This window comes from Nocardiopsis sp. KDC1DS13DA1 (genome assembly GCF_055632325.1).
In genome coordinates, this window is sequence record NZ_JBVMUY010000006.1 from 19989 (window position 1) to 37464 (window position 17476).

General features: G+C 72.2%; 15 protein-coding genes. 5 read left to right on the forward strand and 10 right to left on the reverse strand.

What is annotated here, in order from left to right; all coding sequences use genetic code 11:
- The first annotated feature begins 86 nt into the window (after window positions 1-86).
- Window positions 87-1379, forward strand: coding sequence for an MFS transporter (locus tag ACTVAJ_RS05615; RefSeq protein WP_470386984.1), 1293 nt, complete (start codon window positions 87-89; stop codon window positions 1377-1379).
- 27 nt (window positions 1380-1406) lie between these two features.
- Here the strand turns inward: ACTVAJ_RS05615 and ACTVAJ_RS05620 are convergent, their stop codons facing one another.
- Window positions 1407-2843, reverse strand: coding sequence for an amidase (locus tag ACTVAJ_RS05620; protein ID WP_470386985.1), 1437 nt, complete (start codon window positions 2841-2843; stop codon window positions 1407-1409).
- 189 nt (window positions 2844-3032) lie between these two features.
- On the opposite strand from ACTVAJ_RS05620, the gene ACTVAJ_RS05625 reads away from it, so the two are divergent.
- Together ACTVAJ_RS05625 and ilvD are read left to right on the forward strand one after the other, a co-directional pair.
- On the forward strand, window positions 3033-3839 hold the full coding sequence (locus tag ACTVAJ_RS05625; RefSeq protein WP_470386986.1) for a nuclease-related domain-containing protein: 807 nt from the start codon (window positions 3033-3035) through the stop codon (window positions 3837-3839).
- A 223-nt stretch (window positions 3840-4062) separates the two neighbouring features.
- Window positions 4063-5925: a dihydroxy-acid dehydratase gene (gene ilvD / locus ACTVAJ_RS05630; RefSeq protein ID WP_470386987.1), complete on the forward strand. Its 1863-nt coding sequence runs from the start codon at window positions 4063-4065 to the stop codon at window positions 5923-5925.
- A gap of 37 nt (window positions 5926-5962) precedes the next feature.
- Here the strand turns inward: ilvD and ACTVAJ_RS05635 are convergent, their stop codons facing one another.
- The 3 genes from ACTVAJ_RS05635 to ACTVAJ_RS05645 form a co-directional block, all read right to left on the reverse strand.
- Window positions 5963-6169: an FmdB family zinc ribbon protein gene (locus tag ACTVAJ_RS05635; protein ID WP_470386988.1), complete on the reverse strand. Its 207-nt coding sequence runs from the start codon at window positions 6167-6169 to the stop codon at window positions 5963-5965.
- A 183-nt stretch (window positions 6170-6352) separates the two neighbouring features.
- On the reverse strand, window positions 6353-6853 hold the full coding sequence (locus ACTVAJ_RS05640) for an HNH endonuclease (protein WP_017600919.1): 501 nt from the start codon (window positions 6851-6853) through the stop codon (window positions 6353-6355).
- Between the two features lie 47 nt (window positions 6854-6900).
- On the reverse strand, window positions 6901-7023 hold the full coding sequence (locus tag ACTVAJ_RS05645) for a hypothetical protein (RefSeq protein ID WP_470386989.1): 123 nt from the start codon (window positions 7021-7023) through the stop codon (window positions 6901-6903).
- A gap of 209 nt (window positions 7024-7232) precedes the next feature.
- On the opposite strand from ACTVAJ_RS05645, the gene ACTVAJ_RS05650 reads away from it, so the two are divergent.
- Both ACTVAJ_RS05650 and ACTVAJ_RS05655 read left to right on the forward strand, forming a co-directional pair.
- Window positions 7233-9326, forward strand: coding sequence for a prolyl oligopeptidase family serine peptidase (locus ACTVAJ_RS05650; RefSeq protein WP_470386990.1), 2094 nt, complete (start codon window positions 7233-7235; stop codon window positions 9324-9326).
- A 145-nt stretch (window positions 9327-9471) separates the two neighbouring features.
- Entirely contained in the window at window positions 9472-9915 is a 444-nt protein-coding gene (locus tag ACTVAJ_RS05655) for an acyl-CoA thioesterase (protein ID WP_470386991.1), read from the forward strand.
- Between the two features lie 45 nt (window positions 9916-9960).
- Here the strand turns inward: ACTVAJ_RS05655 and ACTVAJ_RS05660 are convergent, their stop codons facing one another.
- The 6 genes from ACTVAJ_RS05660 to ACTVAJ_RS05685 all read right to left on the reverse strand — a co-directional run bounded on the left by ACTVAJ_RS05660 (window position 9961) and on the right by ACTVAJ_RS05685 (window position 17068).
- On the reverse strand, window positions 9961-10488 hold the full coding sequence (locus ACTVAJ_RS05660; protein ID WP_470386992.1) for a globin: 528 nt from the start codon (window positions 10486-10488) through the stop codon (window positions 9961-9963).
- Between the two features lie 108 nt (window positions 10489-10596).
- On the reverse strand, window positions 10597-11361 hold the full coding sequence (locus ACTVAJ_RS05665) for an arginase family protein (protein ID WP_470386993.1): 765 nt from the start codon (window positions 11359-11361) through the stop codon (window positions 10597-10599).
- A gap of 136 nt (window positions 11362-11497) precedes the next feature.
- A complete protein-coding gene (gene ettA / locus ACTVAJ_RS05670) occupies window positions 11498-13162 on the reverse strand; it encodes an energy-dependent translational throttle protein EttA (protein ID WP_470386994.1) in 1665 nt (554 codons plus the stop codon).
- Window positions 13163-13468: 306 nt separating this feature from the next.
- On the reverse strand, window positions 13469-14215 hold the full coding sequence (locus ACTVAJ_RS05675; protein ID WP_470386995.1) for a hypothetical protein: 747 nt from the start codon (window positions 14213-14215) through the stop codon (window positions 13469-13471).
- 139 nt (window positions 14216-14354) lie between these two features.
- Window positions 14355-15539: a DUF4192 domain-containing protein gene (locus tag ACTVAJ_RS05680; protein WP_470386996.1), complete on the reverse strand. Its 1185-nt coding sequence runs from the start codon at window positions 15537-15539 to the stop codon at window positions 14355-14357.
- A gap of 167 nt (window positions 15540-15706) precedes the next feature.
- Complete coding sequence (locus tag ACTVAJ_RS05685; RefSeq protein ID WP_470386997.1) at window positions 15707-17068, reverse strand: sensor domain-containing diguanylate cyclase; 1362 nt, start codon at window positions 17066-17068, stop codon at window positions 15707-15709.
- Window positions 17069-17476 lie beyond the last annotated feature (408 nt).

Below are 17476 nucleotides of genomic sequence, written 5' to 3' on the forward strand. Positions count from 1 at the left end.
ACCGCCCGGCGTGGGGCCAGAACGTCGGCGCGATGCCGCCGTAAATGCGATCGCCGCCCGTCAGGGCGCTGTGCATAATGAACGGGGTGCTGTCCAACTACCGGCGCGTCTTCGCCGTTCCCCACGTCCTGTCCCTGCTGGCCTGGTCACTCGTGGCCCGCTTCTACTTCCCCGGGCTGATGATCGCGGTCACCTTCCTGGCCGAGGGATGGACGGGCTCCTACACCTTCGCGGGGCTGGTCGCGGGTGCCTTCATGCTGGGGGTGGCCGTGGTCGGGCCGCTGCGCGGCCGGATGGCCGACCGGGGCCGTAGCGACCGGCTGGTGCTGGTGTGCGGCGTGGTCTTCAGCGCGGGACTGTTCGCACTGGTCCTCATGCCCGGTTCCCTGTGGTGGCTGGCGGTGCCGCTGGCGCTGTTCACCGGGGCGTTCGGGTCGCCCGCCAACCAGATCGTGCGCGCCCTGTGGCCGCGGCTGACCTCCGGCACCGAGCGCAACGCCATCTACGCGGCGGAGGCCACCACCCAGGAACTCCTGTTCGTCTTCTGTCCCGTGCTGACCGCCGGCGTGGTGGCCTACGCGGGTCCCCGGTGGGCGCTGGCGCTGCTGTCGGTGCTGGCGCTGGCCGGCGCGGTCGGGTTCGCCCTCTCGCTGCGGCGGGCCGGGGTGGCCGGTCCCGCGCCTGTGCCGGACGGTGCGGGGAGCGACGGGGACGGCCCCCGGCGCAGCCTGCTGCGCTACCCGGCACTGTGCGTGCTGCTGCTCATGTCGGTGTTGCTGGTCTGCGGGATCGTGGGGGTGGACCTGGTCATCGTGGCCTGGGCCAACGAGCTGGACTCGCCCCAGTACGTGATGGTGCTGGCGTCGGTGTGGGCGCTGGGCTCCCTCGTCGGCGGCGCGGTCGCCGGGGGGCTGCGGGGACGGCCGCGGCTGGTGCGGCGGAGTGTGGCCGCCGCGCTGGGCCTGGCGGCCCTCGTCCCGTTCGTGCCGCCGGTCACGCACCTGCCCACCCCGCTGTGGATCACACCGCTGCTGTTCCTGTCGGGGGTGACGATCGCGCCCACCGTGGCGGCGGTGATGGGACGGCTGGGCGACGTCTCCCCTCCGGACCGCCGGGCCGAGGCCTTCGGCTGGCTGGCCTCGGGGATGGGCGTGGGCAGCGCGGCCGCGGGCCCGATGGTCGGCGCGCTGATCGACGGATTCGGGGTGGCGGGCGGCGCCGCGGGTGCGGCGGTCGTGGCGTCGCTGGCCGCGGCGCTGAGCGTGTTCGTGTCCACGTCCGGTGTGCGTACGGGGGCCGGGCCCGCGACGGTACCCGAACCGGAGGCGAGGGTGGGGGACACCGCCCGGGACGCGGGTCCGGCCCGCGAGGACGCCTGACGGGGCGGGGCTTGTGGCGGGTGCCGGTCAGTCGAGCCCCGGCGGAGTCCGGTGCGCCCAGGGGCGGGCCTCCTCCAGCTGGGCCGACAGCGACAGCAGGGTCCCCTCCCCGCCCATCCGCCCGGTGAGCATGACGCCGATGGGCAGCCCGTCCGGCGACCAGTGCAGGGGGATGCTGGCCGACGGCTGGCCGGAGACGTTGTACACCGACGTGAACGGGGTGAACTCGGTCATGCGGCGGAACTCCTCCTCCGGGCCGCCCCGGTCGAAGTGCCCGATCGGCACCGGCGGCAGCGCCAGGGTGGGACTGAGCAGCACGTCGTAGGGCTCGGTGGCGGCGATCAGGGAGCGCACCCCCCTCTGGAGCCGGACGCAGGCCGCGACGTAGTCGGGGACGGGGATGGCGCGGGCGCGTTCGCGCAGCCAGCGGGTGATCGGTCTGAGTTCGTGCTCGCGGTCGGGGGCCACGGGGCTGGCCGAGGCCATCGCGGCCCAGAGCACACCGAAGTCCTCCGGGAAGGTTCCGCCGAAGTGGGCGTCGCCGGGGGTGGGGATCTCCGCCACCTCGTGGCCGAGGTCGGCCAGGAGGTCGGAGGCGGCGTCGTAGGCGGCCCGGACGTGGGGGTGGACGGGGACGCCGACGCTTCCGGCGTCGGCGTAGCGGCCCACCCGCAGGCGGCCGGGGGCGCGGCGCGCGTGGTCGGCGAAGGTCTCTCCCGGCGGGAGCGGCGGGGCGCCGTAGAGGTCCCCGGGCCGTGTCCCGGCCATGGCGTCGAGCAGGAGCGCCGCGTCCAGCACGGTCCGGGCCAGGGGACCGGCCGTGGACAGGCCCACGAGGTCGGGCTTGAGGGGGCCGCCGGAGATCCGCCCCCTCGTGGGTTTGAGGCCGAACAGTCCGCACGCGCTGGCGGGGATGCGCAGTGATCCGCCGCCGTCGCTCCCGTGGGCGGCGGCGGCCATGCGGGCGCAGACCGCCACCGCGGCGCCGCCGCTGGATCCGCCGGGGGTGCGGTCGGTGTCCCAGGGGTTGCGACTGGGCGGGGCGACGTCGTTCTCGGTGTAGCAGGTGCACCCGAACTCGGGGGTGTTGGTCTTGCCGAGGAGGAGGGCGCCCGCGGAACGCAGCGCGGCCACCGCGCCGTCGTCGAGGGGGGCCGGTACGGGATCGACGGCCCGCGAACCGAAGGTGGTGGGTGATCCGGCCAGCAGGTCCAGGTCCTTGACGGGGAGGGGCACGCCGAGGAGTGGCGGCAGGCTGTCCGGCGTGTCGCGCATGACGCGCTTCTCCGCATATCGGGCCTGTTCAAGCACCTGTTCCGGACTAACCGCAATGAACGCACCGTAGGTCGGATCAAGCCGTTCGATCCGGTCCAGGCAGTGCTCAGCGATCTCACGAGGGGACAGCTCTCGACCTCGCACCAGGTCGGCGATCCGGTATGCCGGAAGTTCGTGGATCTGGGTCATGATTCATCAGATTAGCGGGCACGTCACGGGGCACCACCAGGTTGGCGGCCCTCTCTAGAGAGACCGTCGAAACGGTGGTTCTTCCCCGTCCCCGGTTCACGGACACGTATACGCCCCCGGGACGAGGTAAGAAAAGTGTGAGAAGTCATGCACTAGGACTCGGATATGGATGGAACTAACCTGTCCGACGTGGAATCGGCAACGACAGCGAACGATCGCACCCAACCGAGCAGCGCACCGCCTTCGGAGCAGAGCCCGGAAGAGCTCTTCTTTCCCAATCAACGCAAGAAAACCGACAATTCGGGCGCACGAGTACTCTACGGAAGCCTGAAATCCAATGACACCGTGCGCAGATGGACCATCCGCGCGGCCGTCGCCGCGGCGGTCGCGCTCTCGCTCGGCGTCCTCGCCGCGGACTGGCGGGTCGGGGTCACCCTCGGCCTGCTCACCCTGGCCGGGATCACCGTCTACAGCGCCCGGCGCGAGTCCGAGGTGCCCCGGTGGCGCAAACCCTCGGCCGCCCAGCGCAAGACCGAGGTCCAGCTCAAGGTCATGAAGCAGCTCGGCTACCGCGTCCTGCACGCGCGCGCGGTCCCCGGCGGCAACGGCCAGATCGACCACTTCATCGTGGGCCGCCGCGGCGCGTTCGCCATCGACTCCGAGTCCTGGGACCGGCGCCTGCCCCTGCGCAACAAGCTGGAGAAGCTCTACCACGGCCGCTTCAGCAAGAACGAGCGGATCGACGAGGCGCTGGAGGAGGCCGAGCGGGCCACGGAGCTGATCAACCGGGAACTGGGTCGCGAGATCAAGGTGCGCGCCGCGCTCGCCATCTACGGCCCCGGGATGCCCTGGGACAGCCACCGGCTGCGCGGCGTCGACATCATCACCGGCACCAAGGTCCGCAAGTGGCTGCGCACCGGCCGGGACCGGCTGGACGAAGGAGAGATCGAGGAGATCTACGAGGCCGCGAAGAAGGCCCTGCCGCCCCGCTACTGACCCCGTCCGCTCCGGGAGGGCCCGGGAGGAGCCACGACGGCGTGGTTCCCCCCGGGCCCTTTCGCGCGATCGCGCCCAGCGGGGCCCGTAGCGCCCGAACCTGTCCGCACATCCGCCGATGTCTCACCATGCGGACACAATGTCTTTGATCCCGAGACCGCACCACCGCTCCGGGGCGACTACCATCGAGGGGAAACACCCGGAACCGATGGGAGCCCACCCCATGCCCGCGCTACGCTCACGCACGGTCACACACGGCAGGAACATGGCAGGCGCGCGCGCCCTCATGCGCGCCACCGGCGTGGAGCGCGAGGACTTCGGCAAGCCCATCGTGGCCGTGGCCAACAGCTTCACCGAGTTCGTCCCCGGACACGTCCACCTGCGCGAGGTCGCCGACGTGGTCGCCGGCGCGATCCGCGGGGCGGGCGGTGTGCCGCGTGAGTTCAACTCGATCGCCGTCGACGACGGCATCGCGATGGGCCACGGCGGCATGCTCTACTCGCTGCCCAGCCGCGAACTCATCGCCGACTCGGTCGAGTACATGGTCAACGCGCACTGCGCCGACGCCCTGGTGTGCGTCTCCAACTGCGACAAGATCACCCCCGGCATGCTGCTGGCCGCGCTGCGGCTCAACATCCCCACGGTGTTCGTCTCCGGCGGCCCCATGGAGGCGGGCAAGGTCACCGTGGTCGAGGGCACCGCCACCACGGTCCGCAAACTCGACCTGATCAACCCGATGATCGCCGCGGCCGACGAGAGCGTCTCGCAGGCGGAGCTGGACGAGATGGAGGAGGCCGCCTGCCCGACCTGCGGCTCCTGCTCGGGCATGTTCACCGCCAACTCGATGAACTGCCTGACCGAGGCGATCGGCCTGGCCCTGCCGGGCAACGGCACCGTGCTGGCCACCCACACCGCGCGCCGCGCCCTGTACGAGGACGCCGGACGCCTGGTCGTCGAGGCGGCCAAGCGGTACTACGAGGACGACGACGCCTCCGTCCTGCCGCTGTCCATCGCCACCCCGGCCGCCTTCGGCAACGCCATGGCCCTGGACGTGGCCATGGGCGGCTCCACCAACACGATCCTGCACCTGCTGGCAGCCGCCACGGAGGCGGGGGTCGGCTTCGGACTCCCCGAGATCGACGCGGTCTCCCGCCGCGTGCCGTGCCTGTGCAAGGTCGCACCGAACACGGAGAAGTACCACATCGAGGACGTCCACCGCGCGGGCGGCATCCCCGCCATCCTGGGCGAACTCGCCCGGGGCGGCCTGCTGGACACCTCCCTGCCCACCGTGCACGGCAAGACCGTCGGCGAGTTCATCGCCGAGTGGGACGTCGCCGGTGACACCGTCAGCGACGAGGCGGTGGAGTTGTTCCACGCCGCGCCCGGCGGTCGGCGCACCACCAGGGCGTACTCGCAGAGCACCCGTTGGGACAGCCTGGACACCGACCGCGAGAAGGGCTGCATCCGGTCCGTGCCGCACGCCTACACCAAGGACGGCGGGCTGGCGGTGCTGTTCGGCAACCTCGCCCCGGACGGCGCGATCGTCAAGACCGCCGGCGTGGAGGAGGAGCTGTGGACCTTCTCCGGACCCGCGAAGGTGTTCGAGTCACAGGAGGACGCCGTGGACGGCATCCTCTCCAAGCAGGTCGAGGCCGGTGACGTGGTCGTCATCCGCTACGAGGGCCCCAAGGGCGGCCCGGGCATGCAGGAGATGCTGTACCCGACGAGCTTCCTCAAGGGCCGCGGCCTGGGCAAGGCGTGCGCGCTCATCACCGACGGGCGCTTCTCCGGCGGCACGTCGGGACTGTCCATCGGACACGCCTCACCGGAGGCCGCCGCCGGTGGCGACATCGCCCTGGTCGAGGACGGCGACACCATCAGCATCGACATCCCGAACCGCGGCATCGTGCTGGAGGTCGCCGAGGACGAGCTCAACGCCCGCCGGGAGCGGCTGCTCAAGGAGACGGGCCGCTTCCAGCCGCGTGACCGCCAGCGCCCGGTGACGGCGGCGCTGCGCGCCTACGCGGCCATGGCCACCTCGGCCTCCACCGGCGCGGCGCGCGACGTCTCGCAGATCGAGCGTTAGGGAGGGTGCCGGCCCCCCTCCGAGGGCCCGGCGCCGCTCAGGAACAGCAGCCGCCCCCGCAGCACCCTCCGCCACCGGAGGGCGCGGGGGCGGCGGCGCGTCCGCCCACGGCCACGGTCGACAGCAGGCGCACGGTGTCGTCGTGTCCCCGCGGGCAGTCCGCGGGATCGCCCGCCCGGGCCATCGGACGCGAGAGCTCGAAGGTGGTGCCGCACTCGCGGCAGCGGAAGTCGTATCTGGGCATGCGGCCAGGATACGGGCGTGCGCCCACCCGTGCGCCTCCGCCGCCCGCGACGGGCCGCATCCGGCCGCGGCTCCTCCCGCCCGCGGGCGCCCTCGGCGCGGTTCCCCGCGTGTTCGGGCACGGGTGAGGGCGGGGGAGGTACCCCGGGGCCGGACGGGGACGCCTGACCCCGGCCCCGGGGTGTCAGGCGGCCAGGTGGGCCATGTAGGGCTCCCACTGGGGGTCGCCGTGCAGATCACCGTTGATCAGCCGCCAGTGCGGACCCTTGGGCACCTTGGGGGTGATGTGCAGTTCCCATCCGAGTTCGTCCAGGAACTTGTCGGCCTTGCGGTGGTTGCACGGCTTGCACGCCGCCACCACGTTCTCCCACACGTGCGCCCCGCCGCGGCTGCGCGGGATGACGTGGTCGATCGTCTCGGCCTTCTTCCCGCAGTAACCGCAGGTGTGCCGGTCCCGCCGCATGAGCGCCACCCGTGTCAGCGGCACCCGGCGCCCGTACGGGACGCTGATGTAGCGCCTGAGCCGGATGACCGACGGCACGTTGTACGACCGCGTCGCCGAGTGGAGCACCGCCCCGGCCTCGTCCCCGTGCACGACCTCCGCCTTCTCCCGCAGAACGAGCAGGATCGCCCTGCGCAGGGGAAGGGTCGTCAGCGGTTCGAAACTGGCGTTGAGCAGCAGCACGTGGCGTCGGGCCGTCGGTGGGCCACCCTCCCGGCTGTCTCGGGCGCTCATCGCTTCGCCCCGGCCGTCGTGTACAGCGGCCGTGTCTCCTCCCCGGCCAGCCGGTAGGCCAGCCAGGAAACCTCCCTGTGCACCGATCCGAGGATCGGTGGTTCCGTTCGCCTTGCCACACGGACCTCCCGGTGGTTTCCGCCGAGCTCGCGTCCCGCATTCAGTTTGCGTGGTCAGACCGCTCCGGCGCCACCCCAATTTTCGACAGGACGCCCGGAAAGCGCGTGTCGTCGCTTTCCTCCACCCATTGTGCGCCGCCCACACCGTGTTTCACGGTGCCGCCGCGCCGAACACCGGGCGTGAGATATCGGTGGATAGGGTGCGAAGTATGCGTGAACTTCGCTACCCGCCAGCAGAGCGGCTGGACATCGTCGACAACCTGCACGGCCACACGGTCCCCGACCCCTACCGGTGGCTGGAGGATCCGCAGACCACCGCCACCAAGGAGTGGTCCGCCGCCCAGGACACCCTCTACTCCACGGTCTCCTCCGGGTTCCGGGCACACAAGTGGTTCGGCGAGCAGGTCCGGTCGCTCATGGACGCCGGGCACGTCGGCGCCCCCGTGTGGCGGGGCGAGCGCCACTTCTTCACCCACCGCACCGCCGACCAGGAGCACGGTGTCCTCCACGTCCGGGACGGCAACGGCCCCGAACGCGTCCTGATCGACCCCGGAGCCCTGGACCCGGGGGGGCTCACCACCCTCGACGCCTGGAAACCCGACCACTCCGGGCGGCTGCTGGCCTACCAGCTCTCCGAGGGCGGCGACGAGGAGTCGGCCCTGCGGATCATGGACGTGGACACCGGCCGGACGGTCGACGGACCGATCGACCGCACCCGCTACAGCCCGATCGCCTGGCTGCCCGACTCCTCCGCCTTCTACTACGTACGGCGGCTGCCCGCCGACCAGGTCCCCGAAGGGGAGGAGGGCTACCACCGACGCGTCTACCTGCACCGGCTGGGCACCCCCACCGACCAGGACGTACTCATCTTCGGCCAGGACCGCGACAAGACCGAGTACTTCGGCGTCACCGTCAGCCGCGACGGTCGCTGGCTGATCCTGCTGTCGGTCCGCGGCACCTCCCCGGCCACCGACATGTGGATCGCCGACCTGTCCGAGGACGGCCCGGGCGCGCCCCGGCTCGTGCCCGTCCAGGAGGGTGTGGACGCCGCCCTGTCCGCGCACGTGGGCCGGGACGGGCGCCTGTACCTGTACACCGACCGCGACGCCCCGCGCGGCCGCGTGTGCGTGGCCGACCCGACCGCCCCCGGGTACGAGCACTGGACCACCCTGATCGCGCAGGACCCCGAGGCGGTGCTGGAGGACCTGGCGATCCTCGACGGGCCCGAGATGGACCGTCCCGAGATCCTGGTCGGCTGGAGCCGCCACGCGATCAGCGAGGTCACCCGCCACGACCTGGCCACCGGCGAGCGGCTCGGCGCACTGGAGATGCCCGGCCTGGGATCGGTCGGCTCGCTCATGGAGCGGCCGGAGGGCGGCCACGAGGTCTGGTTCGGCTACACCGACAGCACGCACCCGTCGTCGGTGTACCGGTACGACGCGCTCAGCGGAGCACTGTCGGCGTGGGCGGACGCGCCCGGCACCGTGAACCTGCCCGACGTGCGCACCGAACTGGTGACCTACACGTCCGGAGACGGCACCCCGGTGCGCATGCTCGTGGTCTCCCCCGCCGAACCCGCGGACGGTCCCCGGCCGACCGTCCTGTACGGCTACGGCGGCTTCCGCATCTCCCTGACCCCCTCCTACTCCGCGTCGGTCCTGGCCTGGGTGCGCTCCGGAGGCGTGTACGCCACCGCCAACCTGCGCGGCGGGCTGGAGGAGGGCGAGGAGTGGCACCGCGGCGGGATGCTCGCCAACAAGCAGAACGTGTTCGACGACTGCGCCGCGGCCGCCGAACACCTGGTCGCGACAGGGGTCACCACCCCCGAACAGCTCGCGGTCATGGGCGGGAGCAACGGCGGGCTGCTGGTCGGCGCGATGGTCACCCAGCGTCCCGACCTGTTCGCCGCCGCGGTGTGCTCGGCCCCGCTGCTGGACATGGTGCGCTACGAGGGCTTCGGCCTGGGGCAGCTGTGGAACGTGGAGTACGGCAGTGCCGACGAACCCGGGGAGCTGGAGTGGCTGCTGGGGTACTCGCCCTACCACAACGTGCGTGAGGGGGCCCGCTACCCGGCGACACTGTTCACGGTGTTCGACAACGACACCCGGGTGGACCCCATGCACGCCCGCAAGCTGTGCGCGCTGATGCAGTGGGCCACCTCCGCCGCCCCGGACGAGCGGCCGATCCTGCTGCGGCGCGAGTCGGAGGTCGGGCACAGCTCCCGCTCAGTGAGCCGGAGCGTGGCGCTGAGCGCCGAACAGCTGGCCTTCCTCGCCCACCACCTGGGGGCGTCGGTGGCCTGAACCACGGTCCGACCATGGGCTTCGGCCGCCGCGGGGAGACTCACGACACACGCCAGAGACCTGGTCAGTGGATCGGCCTCCCGGGGGGATTGGGACAATCGGTGGAGTCCGCCCCCCGGGAGCCGCCCACGAGAGGAACCAGCACGTGACACAGACCGAGGCCGGAGCCAGCGGAACCGCGACCGTGCCGCAGCGGCACGTCCACCTGGCCCAGGTCCGCTACGCCGACCTTGATCCCCAGCACCACGTCAACAACGTGCGGATGCTCACCTACCTGGAGGACGCCCGGATCTCGTTCATGCGCTACGGCGGCATGGTCGAGGAGGGCGAGGAGGTCTTCGGCGCCATGGTCGTGGCCCGCCAGGAGGCGGACTACGTGGCCCCCCTGCTGCCGCGGAAGGACCCGGTGCGGGTGGAGCTGTGGGTGACCGAGGTCCGCAACGCGAGCTGCACGCTGGCCTACGAGATCCGCGACGACACGACCGTCTACCTGCGGGCCAGGACGGTGCTGGTCGGGTTCGACGTGCCCACCCAGAGCGCCCGGCGGCTCAACGGCACCGAGCGCGCCTTCCTCGCCCAGTACTCCTGAGCGGGGGCGCCCCGGGGCCGCCGAGCCCGGCCTCGGCCGCGGACCCTACTTCAGGGAGACGGAGACGGTCTCGCCGCCGCCGTCGTCGTCGCGCTCCTCCTTCGAGGCCACCGACAACGACGTCGGGTCGGCCACCGCCGGGGCCGCGGCCTCCTCGGGAACGTTGACCATGCTGTGCGCCGCCATGACCATGTACTCCCACATCTGCCGGTCGAGGACCTCGTGCAGCTCCAGGGAGTCCATCGCCGCGCGCATGTGCTCCAGCCACCGGTCGCGCTCGGCGGCGCCGACGCGGAACGGGACGTGGCGCATCCGCAGCCGCGGGTGGCCGCGCTGCTCGTTGTAGGTACGCGGGCCGCCCCAGTACTGGATGAGGAACAGGCGCAGGCGCTCCTCGGCCGGACCGAGGTCCTCCTCCGGGTACATGGGCCGCAGCAGGGGGTCGGCCGCGACGCCCTCGTAGAAGCGGCGGACCAGGCGGGTGAAGGTCTCCTCACCGCCCACGGCCTCGTAGAACGTCGTTCGCACCGGCCCCTCGCCCTGGTTCTGGTGATCATCTCGCGCGGAAGTCATCGCCCACCAGGGTATGCGACGCTCCCCGGCCCGTCAGGCGGGCCGGGGGAACCGGGAACACTCGCGGGCCGCGCCACCTCCGCACGCCCGGGTGCGGCTCCCCGGCTCTCAGGCGCTCCTCCTGAGGAGAGCGGCCAGCAGTGTGGCACGGACCCCGCCGGGCAGGTCCTCGTCGCGGTCCGGCCGCCAGGTGCAGCCCAGGCTCACAGCGGCCACGCGGCCGGTGTCCCAGACCCGGTGGACGGCCTTGACGACCTCGTCGGCACTCGGCCCGCCGGGTGTGGGGAAGAGCACCCCGGGCACCTCGCCGGGGTCGATGACGTCCAGGTCCACGTGGAGCAGGAGCGGCCCGTCGGGGAGGGTCCCGGGTCCCACGTCGGCGACGGCGCACTGACGGACGGAGGATCCGCGCAGGTACTCGGCCTCGGGCGGGTCCAGGTCGCGGCCGTCCACGAGGACCAGGCGCTCCTCGGGGATCCCCCGCAGGCCCAGGCGGTCGGTCGCGGGGTCGGGCCGGTACCCGGCCAGTACACGCAGCGGGATACCGCCCTCGTAACCGGAGGCGCTGGTCTCCATGGTCTGGACGTCGCCGTGCGCGTCGAACCAGACGACGGAGGGGTCCGCGCCGGCCCGTTGCAGGCCCGCCGCGGTGCCGAGGGCCACCATGCAGTCCCCGGACAGCACGGTGGGAACCCGCCCGGCGCGGACGTGGTCCGCGACGCGTTCGGCGACGGTCCCGTGGAGGGCCGCCATGCGGGTCCACACATCGGCGTCCGGCAAGTCCTCGATCAGGGTCTCCCCGTGCCCGCGCCACGGGAGCCGGAAGCCGGTCAGGTACTCGTCCAGGTGGTACGGCACGCACAGAATCGTCATGCCCGGACGATAGCGACATCCCGCCCCTGGGTACACCGGGTTTCCGCTCCGGGGGCTGCCCGGGGGCCGTGGCACGCGCGGGGCCCCGCGGACCAGGCCGGAACCGGTCCGCGGGGCCCCGCGTGCGCGCTGAGGGTCAGTCGCGGGTGAGCTTGCGGTGGGTGACCGCGTGCGGGCGCGCGGCGTCCGGGCCCAGGCGCTCGATCTTGTTCTTCTCGTAGGACTCGAAGTTGCCCTCGAACCAGAACCAGTTGGCGTCGCCCTCCCAGGCGAGGATGTGCGTGGCGACGCGGTCCAGGAACCAGCGGTCGTGGGAGGTGATCACGGCGCAGCCGGGGAAGTCCAGCAGCGCGTTCTCCAGTGAGCCGAGGGTCTCCACGTCCAGGTCGTTGGTGGGCTCGTCCAGGAGCAGGAGGTTGCCGCCCTGCTTGAGGGTGAGCGCCAGGTTGACGCGGTTGCGCTCACCGCCGGAGAGCACCCCGGAGGGCTTCTGCTGGTCCGAACCCTTGAAGCCGAACGCGGCGACGTAGGCGCGGCTGGGGATCTCGACCTTGCCGACCTCGATGAAGGTCTCGCCGTCGGAGATGGTCTCCCAGACGTTCTTGGTGTCGTCGATCCGGCCGCGGTACTGGTCGACGTAGGAGATCTCGACGGTCTCGCCGACGTTGATCTTGCCCTCGTCGGGGGTCTCCTCGCCGACGATCATCTTGAACAGGGTCGTCTTACCGACACCGTTGGGGCCGATGACGCCGACGATGCCGTTGGGCGGGAGCGAGAAGCTCAGGTCCTCGATCAGGACGCGGTCGTCGAAGCCCTTGGTGAGGTTCTTGACCTCCACGACCGTGTTGCCCAGACGCGGGCCCGGCGGGATCTGGATCTCCTCGAAGTCCAGCTTGCGGGTCTTGTCGGCCTCGGCCGCCATCTCCTCGTAGCGCTGGAGACGGGCCTTGCTCTTGGTCTGGCGGGCCTTGGCGTTGGAGCGGACCCACTCCAACTCCTCCTTGATGCGCTTGGAGCGCTTGGCGTCCTTTTGCCCCTCGACCTTCAGACGGGACTGCTTGGTCTCCAGGTAGGTGCTGTAGTTGCCCTCGTAGGGGTAGAACTGGCCGCGGTCCAGCTCCAGGATCCACGTGGCGACGTGGTCGAGGAAGTACCGGTCGTGGGTGATGGCGACGATGGTGCCGGGGTACTTGGCCAGGTGCTGCTCCAGCCAGTTCACGCTCTCGGCGTCCAGGTGGTTGGTGGGCTCGTCGAGGAGCAGCAGGTCGGGCGCCTCCAGCAGCAGCTTGCACAGGGCGACGCGGCGCTTCTCACCACCGGACAGCTGGGTGACGGAGGCGTCCCCGGGCGGGCAGCGCAGAGCGTCCATGGCCTGGGCCAGCTGGCTGTCCAGGTCCCAGGCGTTGCGGTGGTCGAGCTGCTCCTGGAGCTTGCCCATCTCCTCCAACAGGTCGTCGGAGTAGTCGGTCGCCATCTGCTCGGCGATCTCGTTGAAGCGGTTCAGCATCGCCTTGGTCTCGGCGACCCCGTCCTCGACGTTCTCCAGGACGTTCTTGTCGGCGTCGAGGTGGGGCTCCTGGGCGAGCAGGCCCACGGTGAAACCGGGCATCAGGCGCGCCTCGCCGTTGGACGGCTGCTCGATGCCGGCCATGATCTTCAGCAGCGTCGACTTACCCGCACCGTTGGGCCCCACGACGCCGATCTTGGCTCCGGGCAGGAACGACCCCGAGACGTTGTCAAGGACGACCTTGTCGCCGTGCGCCTTGCGCACGTTTTGCATGGTGTAGATGTACTCCGGCATGTCTTCCAGACTAGGGTGTCGGCGCCTGTGCCAAGACCTGTCCGGATGCCGCCGCACGGCGGTGCTCCGGGGCTCGGCGGGTCACGCCCTGGAACGCGTGACGGCGTCCCGATCTTCCCGAGCACGGGAGCCGTCCGAGAACACGTGTGCGCGGGTGCGAACGGCGGGAGAGTGACCCGACCACCGCTACGGCGGCGGAGGGGCGAACCCGGCGCGGGCCCCGACCGCCCGGTCCGGCCGTTGGCCCCGGAGCCTCCAGCGGCCGGCCCAGCACGGGCAGGGCCCCTCCCGGAGCGGTCGGGGCGTTCACCCCTGGCCCGGCACCGCCCCGGAGTCAGGGGCCAGCGCGCCGCTCACCCGGGACAGCCGCTCCGGCGACCACGCGAAGTGGTTCCCGGGGTTGCGGGACGACCAGCCGCCGTCATTGATCCGCGCACCGCCTCCGGTCGTGGTCCACCGCACGGGCCCCCATGGCCCCTGGCCTTCCAGGAGGGCGACCGCGAGCGCGTCGGGATCCTCGACGCCGGTCCGGGACCGCAGCGCCGCCGCCAGGCGTTCGGCTGCCCCGTCGGGCACGGCCGAGTCCCCGAACGCGGGCAGCAGCAGGAGCAGGCGGCTGTCCGGGTCGTCGGTGGTACCGCCGGGAAGCGCGCTGTCGGCGGCGGCGACCACCTCCGGCCAGGACAACCCGGGGCCCGTGAAGTGCCCGTCAGCGCAGGCGAGCAGCTCGGCCCGGTCCCACCCGGGGGCGTGCACGAGGACGTCGGTTCCCGGGTCGTCGTCCCCGGTGCGGTGGACGACGTACAGACGGCCACCGGTCAGCGGGACGGTGAAGACCAACCGGTCCCCGCGCTCGTGCAGCCGCTGCTGGAAGTCGTCCGCGGCGTCGGCGTCCGCGCCCAGGAGCAGCTCCTCGGTCTCCTCGTCCTCCACCATGGAGTCCAGGTGCCCCGGCCAGAACAGGGGCTGGTCGACAAGCTCGGGACGGTGGGTCAAAGGATCGTCGTCGTAGCCGGGTGGCCGCTCCGGGTGCGAGTTCGCGTTGTCCGCCATGCGGCCCAGCATGCCACCCACCGGTGACACCACCAGGGTCAGACGGCAGGTGAACCCGGTGCCGCGCCGAACGCGGACGGCCGGTCGGTGTCAAGCGCCCCGGAACCCGTGTGCGGCGGATCGCGGCGCCTTCACGCGGTCAGCCGCCCTCACCCCACTCCTCCTTCCCCTCCGTCCACCGGGGCGCGGCCTCCCGCCACCGGCGCACCGGCAGCCCCCAGGCCAGGGCCCGGCTCATGAGCAGCGCCATCGAGTACCCGGGATCCGCGGTCAGGGCGACGTCGAGGGCCGCCGACGCCAGCGCCCGGTCCTCGCCCTGCCAGGCCGCCACGGCCAGCAGCGAGGCCGGAGCCGCCCGCAGGCGTTCGGGAACGTGCCGCGTGACCCGGCTCCAGAGCCGCTGGTGCGCCCGGGCGCTCGTGGCGGTGATCCGGGCCCACACCTCGTCCCGCACGCGCGTCCGCGTCAGGTACACGCCCAGCTCGGCCACCCCCCGCGGATCGGTGACCCCCTCCGACCGGTACTCCGCGCGGACGGCGGCGCGGACCGCGGGCAGCCCCAGATCCACGAGGGCGTCGCGGTCGCGGGCAGCCCGCTCCCGAACGCGTGCCGCCACCTCCTCCGCCGCCGCTGCCACCGCCTCACCGACGGGACCGGCGACCGGTGCGAGCAGGGAGCGCACCCGCGCGGTGTCGGCCGCGGCGGCGTGGAACGGCGCCAGGGGCGTGATCCCGCGCAGGACGGCGTCGGCGGGGGCGGTGGACCGGTCCGCGTCGACCACCGTGCCCTCGGGCGGGCAGCAGGAGGGCACGGCGCAGGTGTAGGACCAGTAGCGGCCGCCGGTGACGCGGAGCGCGTCCAGGACGGTGGTCCCGCGCTCCCGCGCCGCCGCCAGCAGAGCGTCGACGTGCGGGGTGACCAGCTCCGGCGGGCCGAACGCCACGATCAGTACCGTGTCGCAGCCTTCCGCCGCGGCGTGGTCGAGGGCCGGGGGCGCGCTCGGCGGCCCCGGGAGCACCCCGCCGTCCAGGTCCGCGCGCAGGACCGAGTGCACCCGCCCCGCGCGGAGGGCCAGGAGCACGATCCCGGGATCGGGCGGGCCGCCCGCGAGGTAGGGCAGGACGGCGATCACGTCGGTCGGTGTGGTGAGCCTGAGCGCGTCCGGGGAGGTGCCCGGGGGTCCGGTCGCCGTCTCCCCGGCGGGGCGGGGGTCGGGCACGGGAACGGACCCGCTCCCGGGGGCGCCGGGCACGACACCGTGCCCGGCGCCGTGGTGGTCGTGGTCGAAGGGGTCCGCCGGGAGGTCGTGCTGTTCGGAGTGCATGTTCCAACGGTGCGTGACCGGACGGTCGCGCACAACGGCGATCCTCGTCCTGTGGACAACCGCCCCCGCGGAGCCCGCGGTCGGCCGAGGGGCCCGGATCCGCCACCGGCCGGACACCGCCCGGCGGGCGGCCGCCGGAGCGCGACAGCCCCTCCCGGCTCCCTGCGTCAGTCGCCCCCGCCCAGGGAACCGCCGCGCTCCGGCAGACCGCCCGCCCGCGGCCCGGGGATCCTTCCCGGCGTCCCCGGACGGCCGGCGGGCAGGCACACCCGGTTGCGACCGGTCTCCTTGGCCCGGTACAGCGCCAGATCGGCGGCGGTCAGCAACTCCACGAGGTCGTTGCCGTGCTCGCCGATGACCGCCGCCCCGACCGAGACCGTGATGCTCACCGGCACGTCCTCCACCGCGATCTCCATGCACCCGACCTGCGCACGCAACCGCTCCGCCGCCTGCCACGCCTCCGAGGTGTCGGACCCGGGCAGCAGCACCACGAACTCCTCACCGCCGAAGCGGCCGAGCAGGTCGGACTGGCGCAACTGCTGCGCGATGGTCGTCGCCACCCCCAACAGCACCTGGTCCCCGAACAGGTGGCCGTGGTTGTCGTTGACCCGCTTGAAATGGTCGATGTCGATGATCAGCACGGCCGCGTACCCCCGCTGCGCGCGCGCCCGGGCGATCTCCACCGACGCCTCCTGCTCCCACGTCGGCGCGTTCAGCAGCCCCGTCTTGGGGTCGGTGCGCGCCGCCATCTGCAACTGCTGGAACAGCAGGCTGCGCTGGAGGAGGAGCACCGGCGGGACCGCGATGGCCAGGAGGAACAGGCTGAGCTGGGCGAGGATCGCCACGGTCACGCCGACACATAACTCGACGGCGTCGACCGTGCACGCCTCCCGGTCCCACATGGGCCGCAGCGTCGCCCCCGGCCCCATACTGATCCGCGCGGCCAGGGCGACCATGAACGTGTTCAGCACGGTGAACCCGGCACAGCACAGGACCGCGATCAGCACCCCCGCGCCCGTGGCCAGGCGCTCGTGCGCGTCCGGCACGCCGCCCATCGCCTGCCACAGGCCGTCGGCGGCCACCCGGTGCCACGCCACCGACGCCAGGAAGCCCGACAGCCCGATGGCCGTGGCGTTGAAGACCCTCCGGTGCGCCAGGGCCCGCCTGGCCCTCAGCTGCAGCAGCAGGAACACCGGGATGGGGACGATGAGGGAGTACACGGGCGGCAGGAGCAGCACGACCGGGAACCACCACGCGCCCAGCAGGTCGCGGGCGAACCCCGCGGGCACCCCCAGACGGCGGATCGCCTCCACGCAGATCCCCGCGCACATGGTCAGCGCCAGGAGGGTCACCACGTCCACCAGCGTCACGGTCGTCAGTGCCGCCGCCGCCCCGAACAGGAACAGCGCCGCGAACACGAGCAGCCCCATGTAGACGATCAGGCCCCGGGGTTGCTGGAGGACCGGCCAGCGTGACCGTTCCCCGGCGGCCGCGCCCTCCGCCGCCAACGGCTTCTCCGAGATACTCACGGCTCCATCCTCCCTCCCTGTGTCACGCTCCGCAGTGCGACCCCTACACGTGCTACTGATAGGCGAACCACCCCCTTCGGTTCTCCCTTCGACGACCCGATTCCGCACCGAGTTCCGCGTCGTCGACGCACGGCGGCCGTCCCAACCGCCACGCGCACAGGTGAGTACGTCAGCATGCCCCGAGGCGCCGCCCCCACCACTTTACATTACGTTGGGTAATAGCTTAATTGCTGATTGTATGATCGATGCAGGCAGAGACTAGATTGGCTCGAGGTACCCGGGGCCCACGAGGGCGGGTGGAATCGGGCTTCGGGACGCTCTAACGTAAGATCCGGCTTCGATGGCCGTTTTCGGACACGAGGTGTCGACCGAACCAGCGTCCCGCCCCAAGGGCGGTCGACACCGACC

What these genes read in the sequence shown, in the direction of transcription:
- ACTVAJ_RS05620 (WP_470386985.1), bottom strand. Translation starts at nt 2,843, where the DNA reads ATGACCCAGATCCACGAACTTCCGGCATACCGGATCGCCGACCTGGTG.
- ilvD (WP_470386987.1), top strand. Translation starts at nt 4,063, where the DNA reads ATGCCCGCGCTACGCTCACGCACGGTCACACACGGCAGGAACATGGCA.
- ACTVAJ_RS05635 (WP_470386988.1), bottom strand. Translation starts at nt 6,169, where the DNA reads ATGCCCAGATACGACTTCCGCTGCCGCGAGTGCGGCACCACCTTCGAG.
- ACTVAJ_RS05650 (WP_470386990.1), top strand. Translation starts at nt 7,233, where the DNA reads ATGCGTGAACTTCGCTACCCGCCAGCAGAGCGGCTGGACATCGTCGAC.
- ACTVAJ_RS05660 (WP_470386992.1), bottom strand. Translation starts at nt 10,488, where the DNA reads ATGACTTCCGCGCGAGATGATCACCAGAACCAGGGCGAGGGGCCGGTG.
- ACTVAJ_RS05665 (WP_470386993.1), bottom strand. Translation starts at nt 11,361, where the DNA reads ATGACGATTCTGTGCGTGCCGTACCACCTGGACGAGTACCTGACCGGC.
- ettA (WP_470386994.1), bottom strand. Translation starts at nt 13,162, where the DNA reads ATGCCGGAGTACATCTACACCATGCAAAACGTGCGCAAGGCGCACGGC.
- ACTVAJ_RS05675 (WP_470386995.1), bottom strand. Translation starts at nt 14,215, where the DNA reads ATGGCGGACAACGCGAACTCGCACCCGGAGCGGCCACCCGGCTACGAC.
- ACTVAJ_RS05680 (WP_470386996.1), bottom strand. Translation starts at nt 15,539, where the DNA reads ATGCACTCCGAACAGCACGACCTCCCGGCGGACCCCTTCGACCACGAC.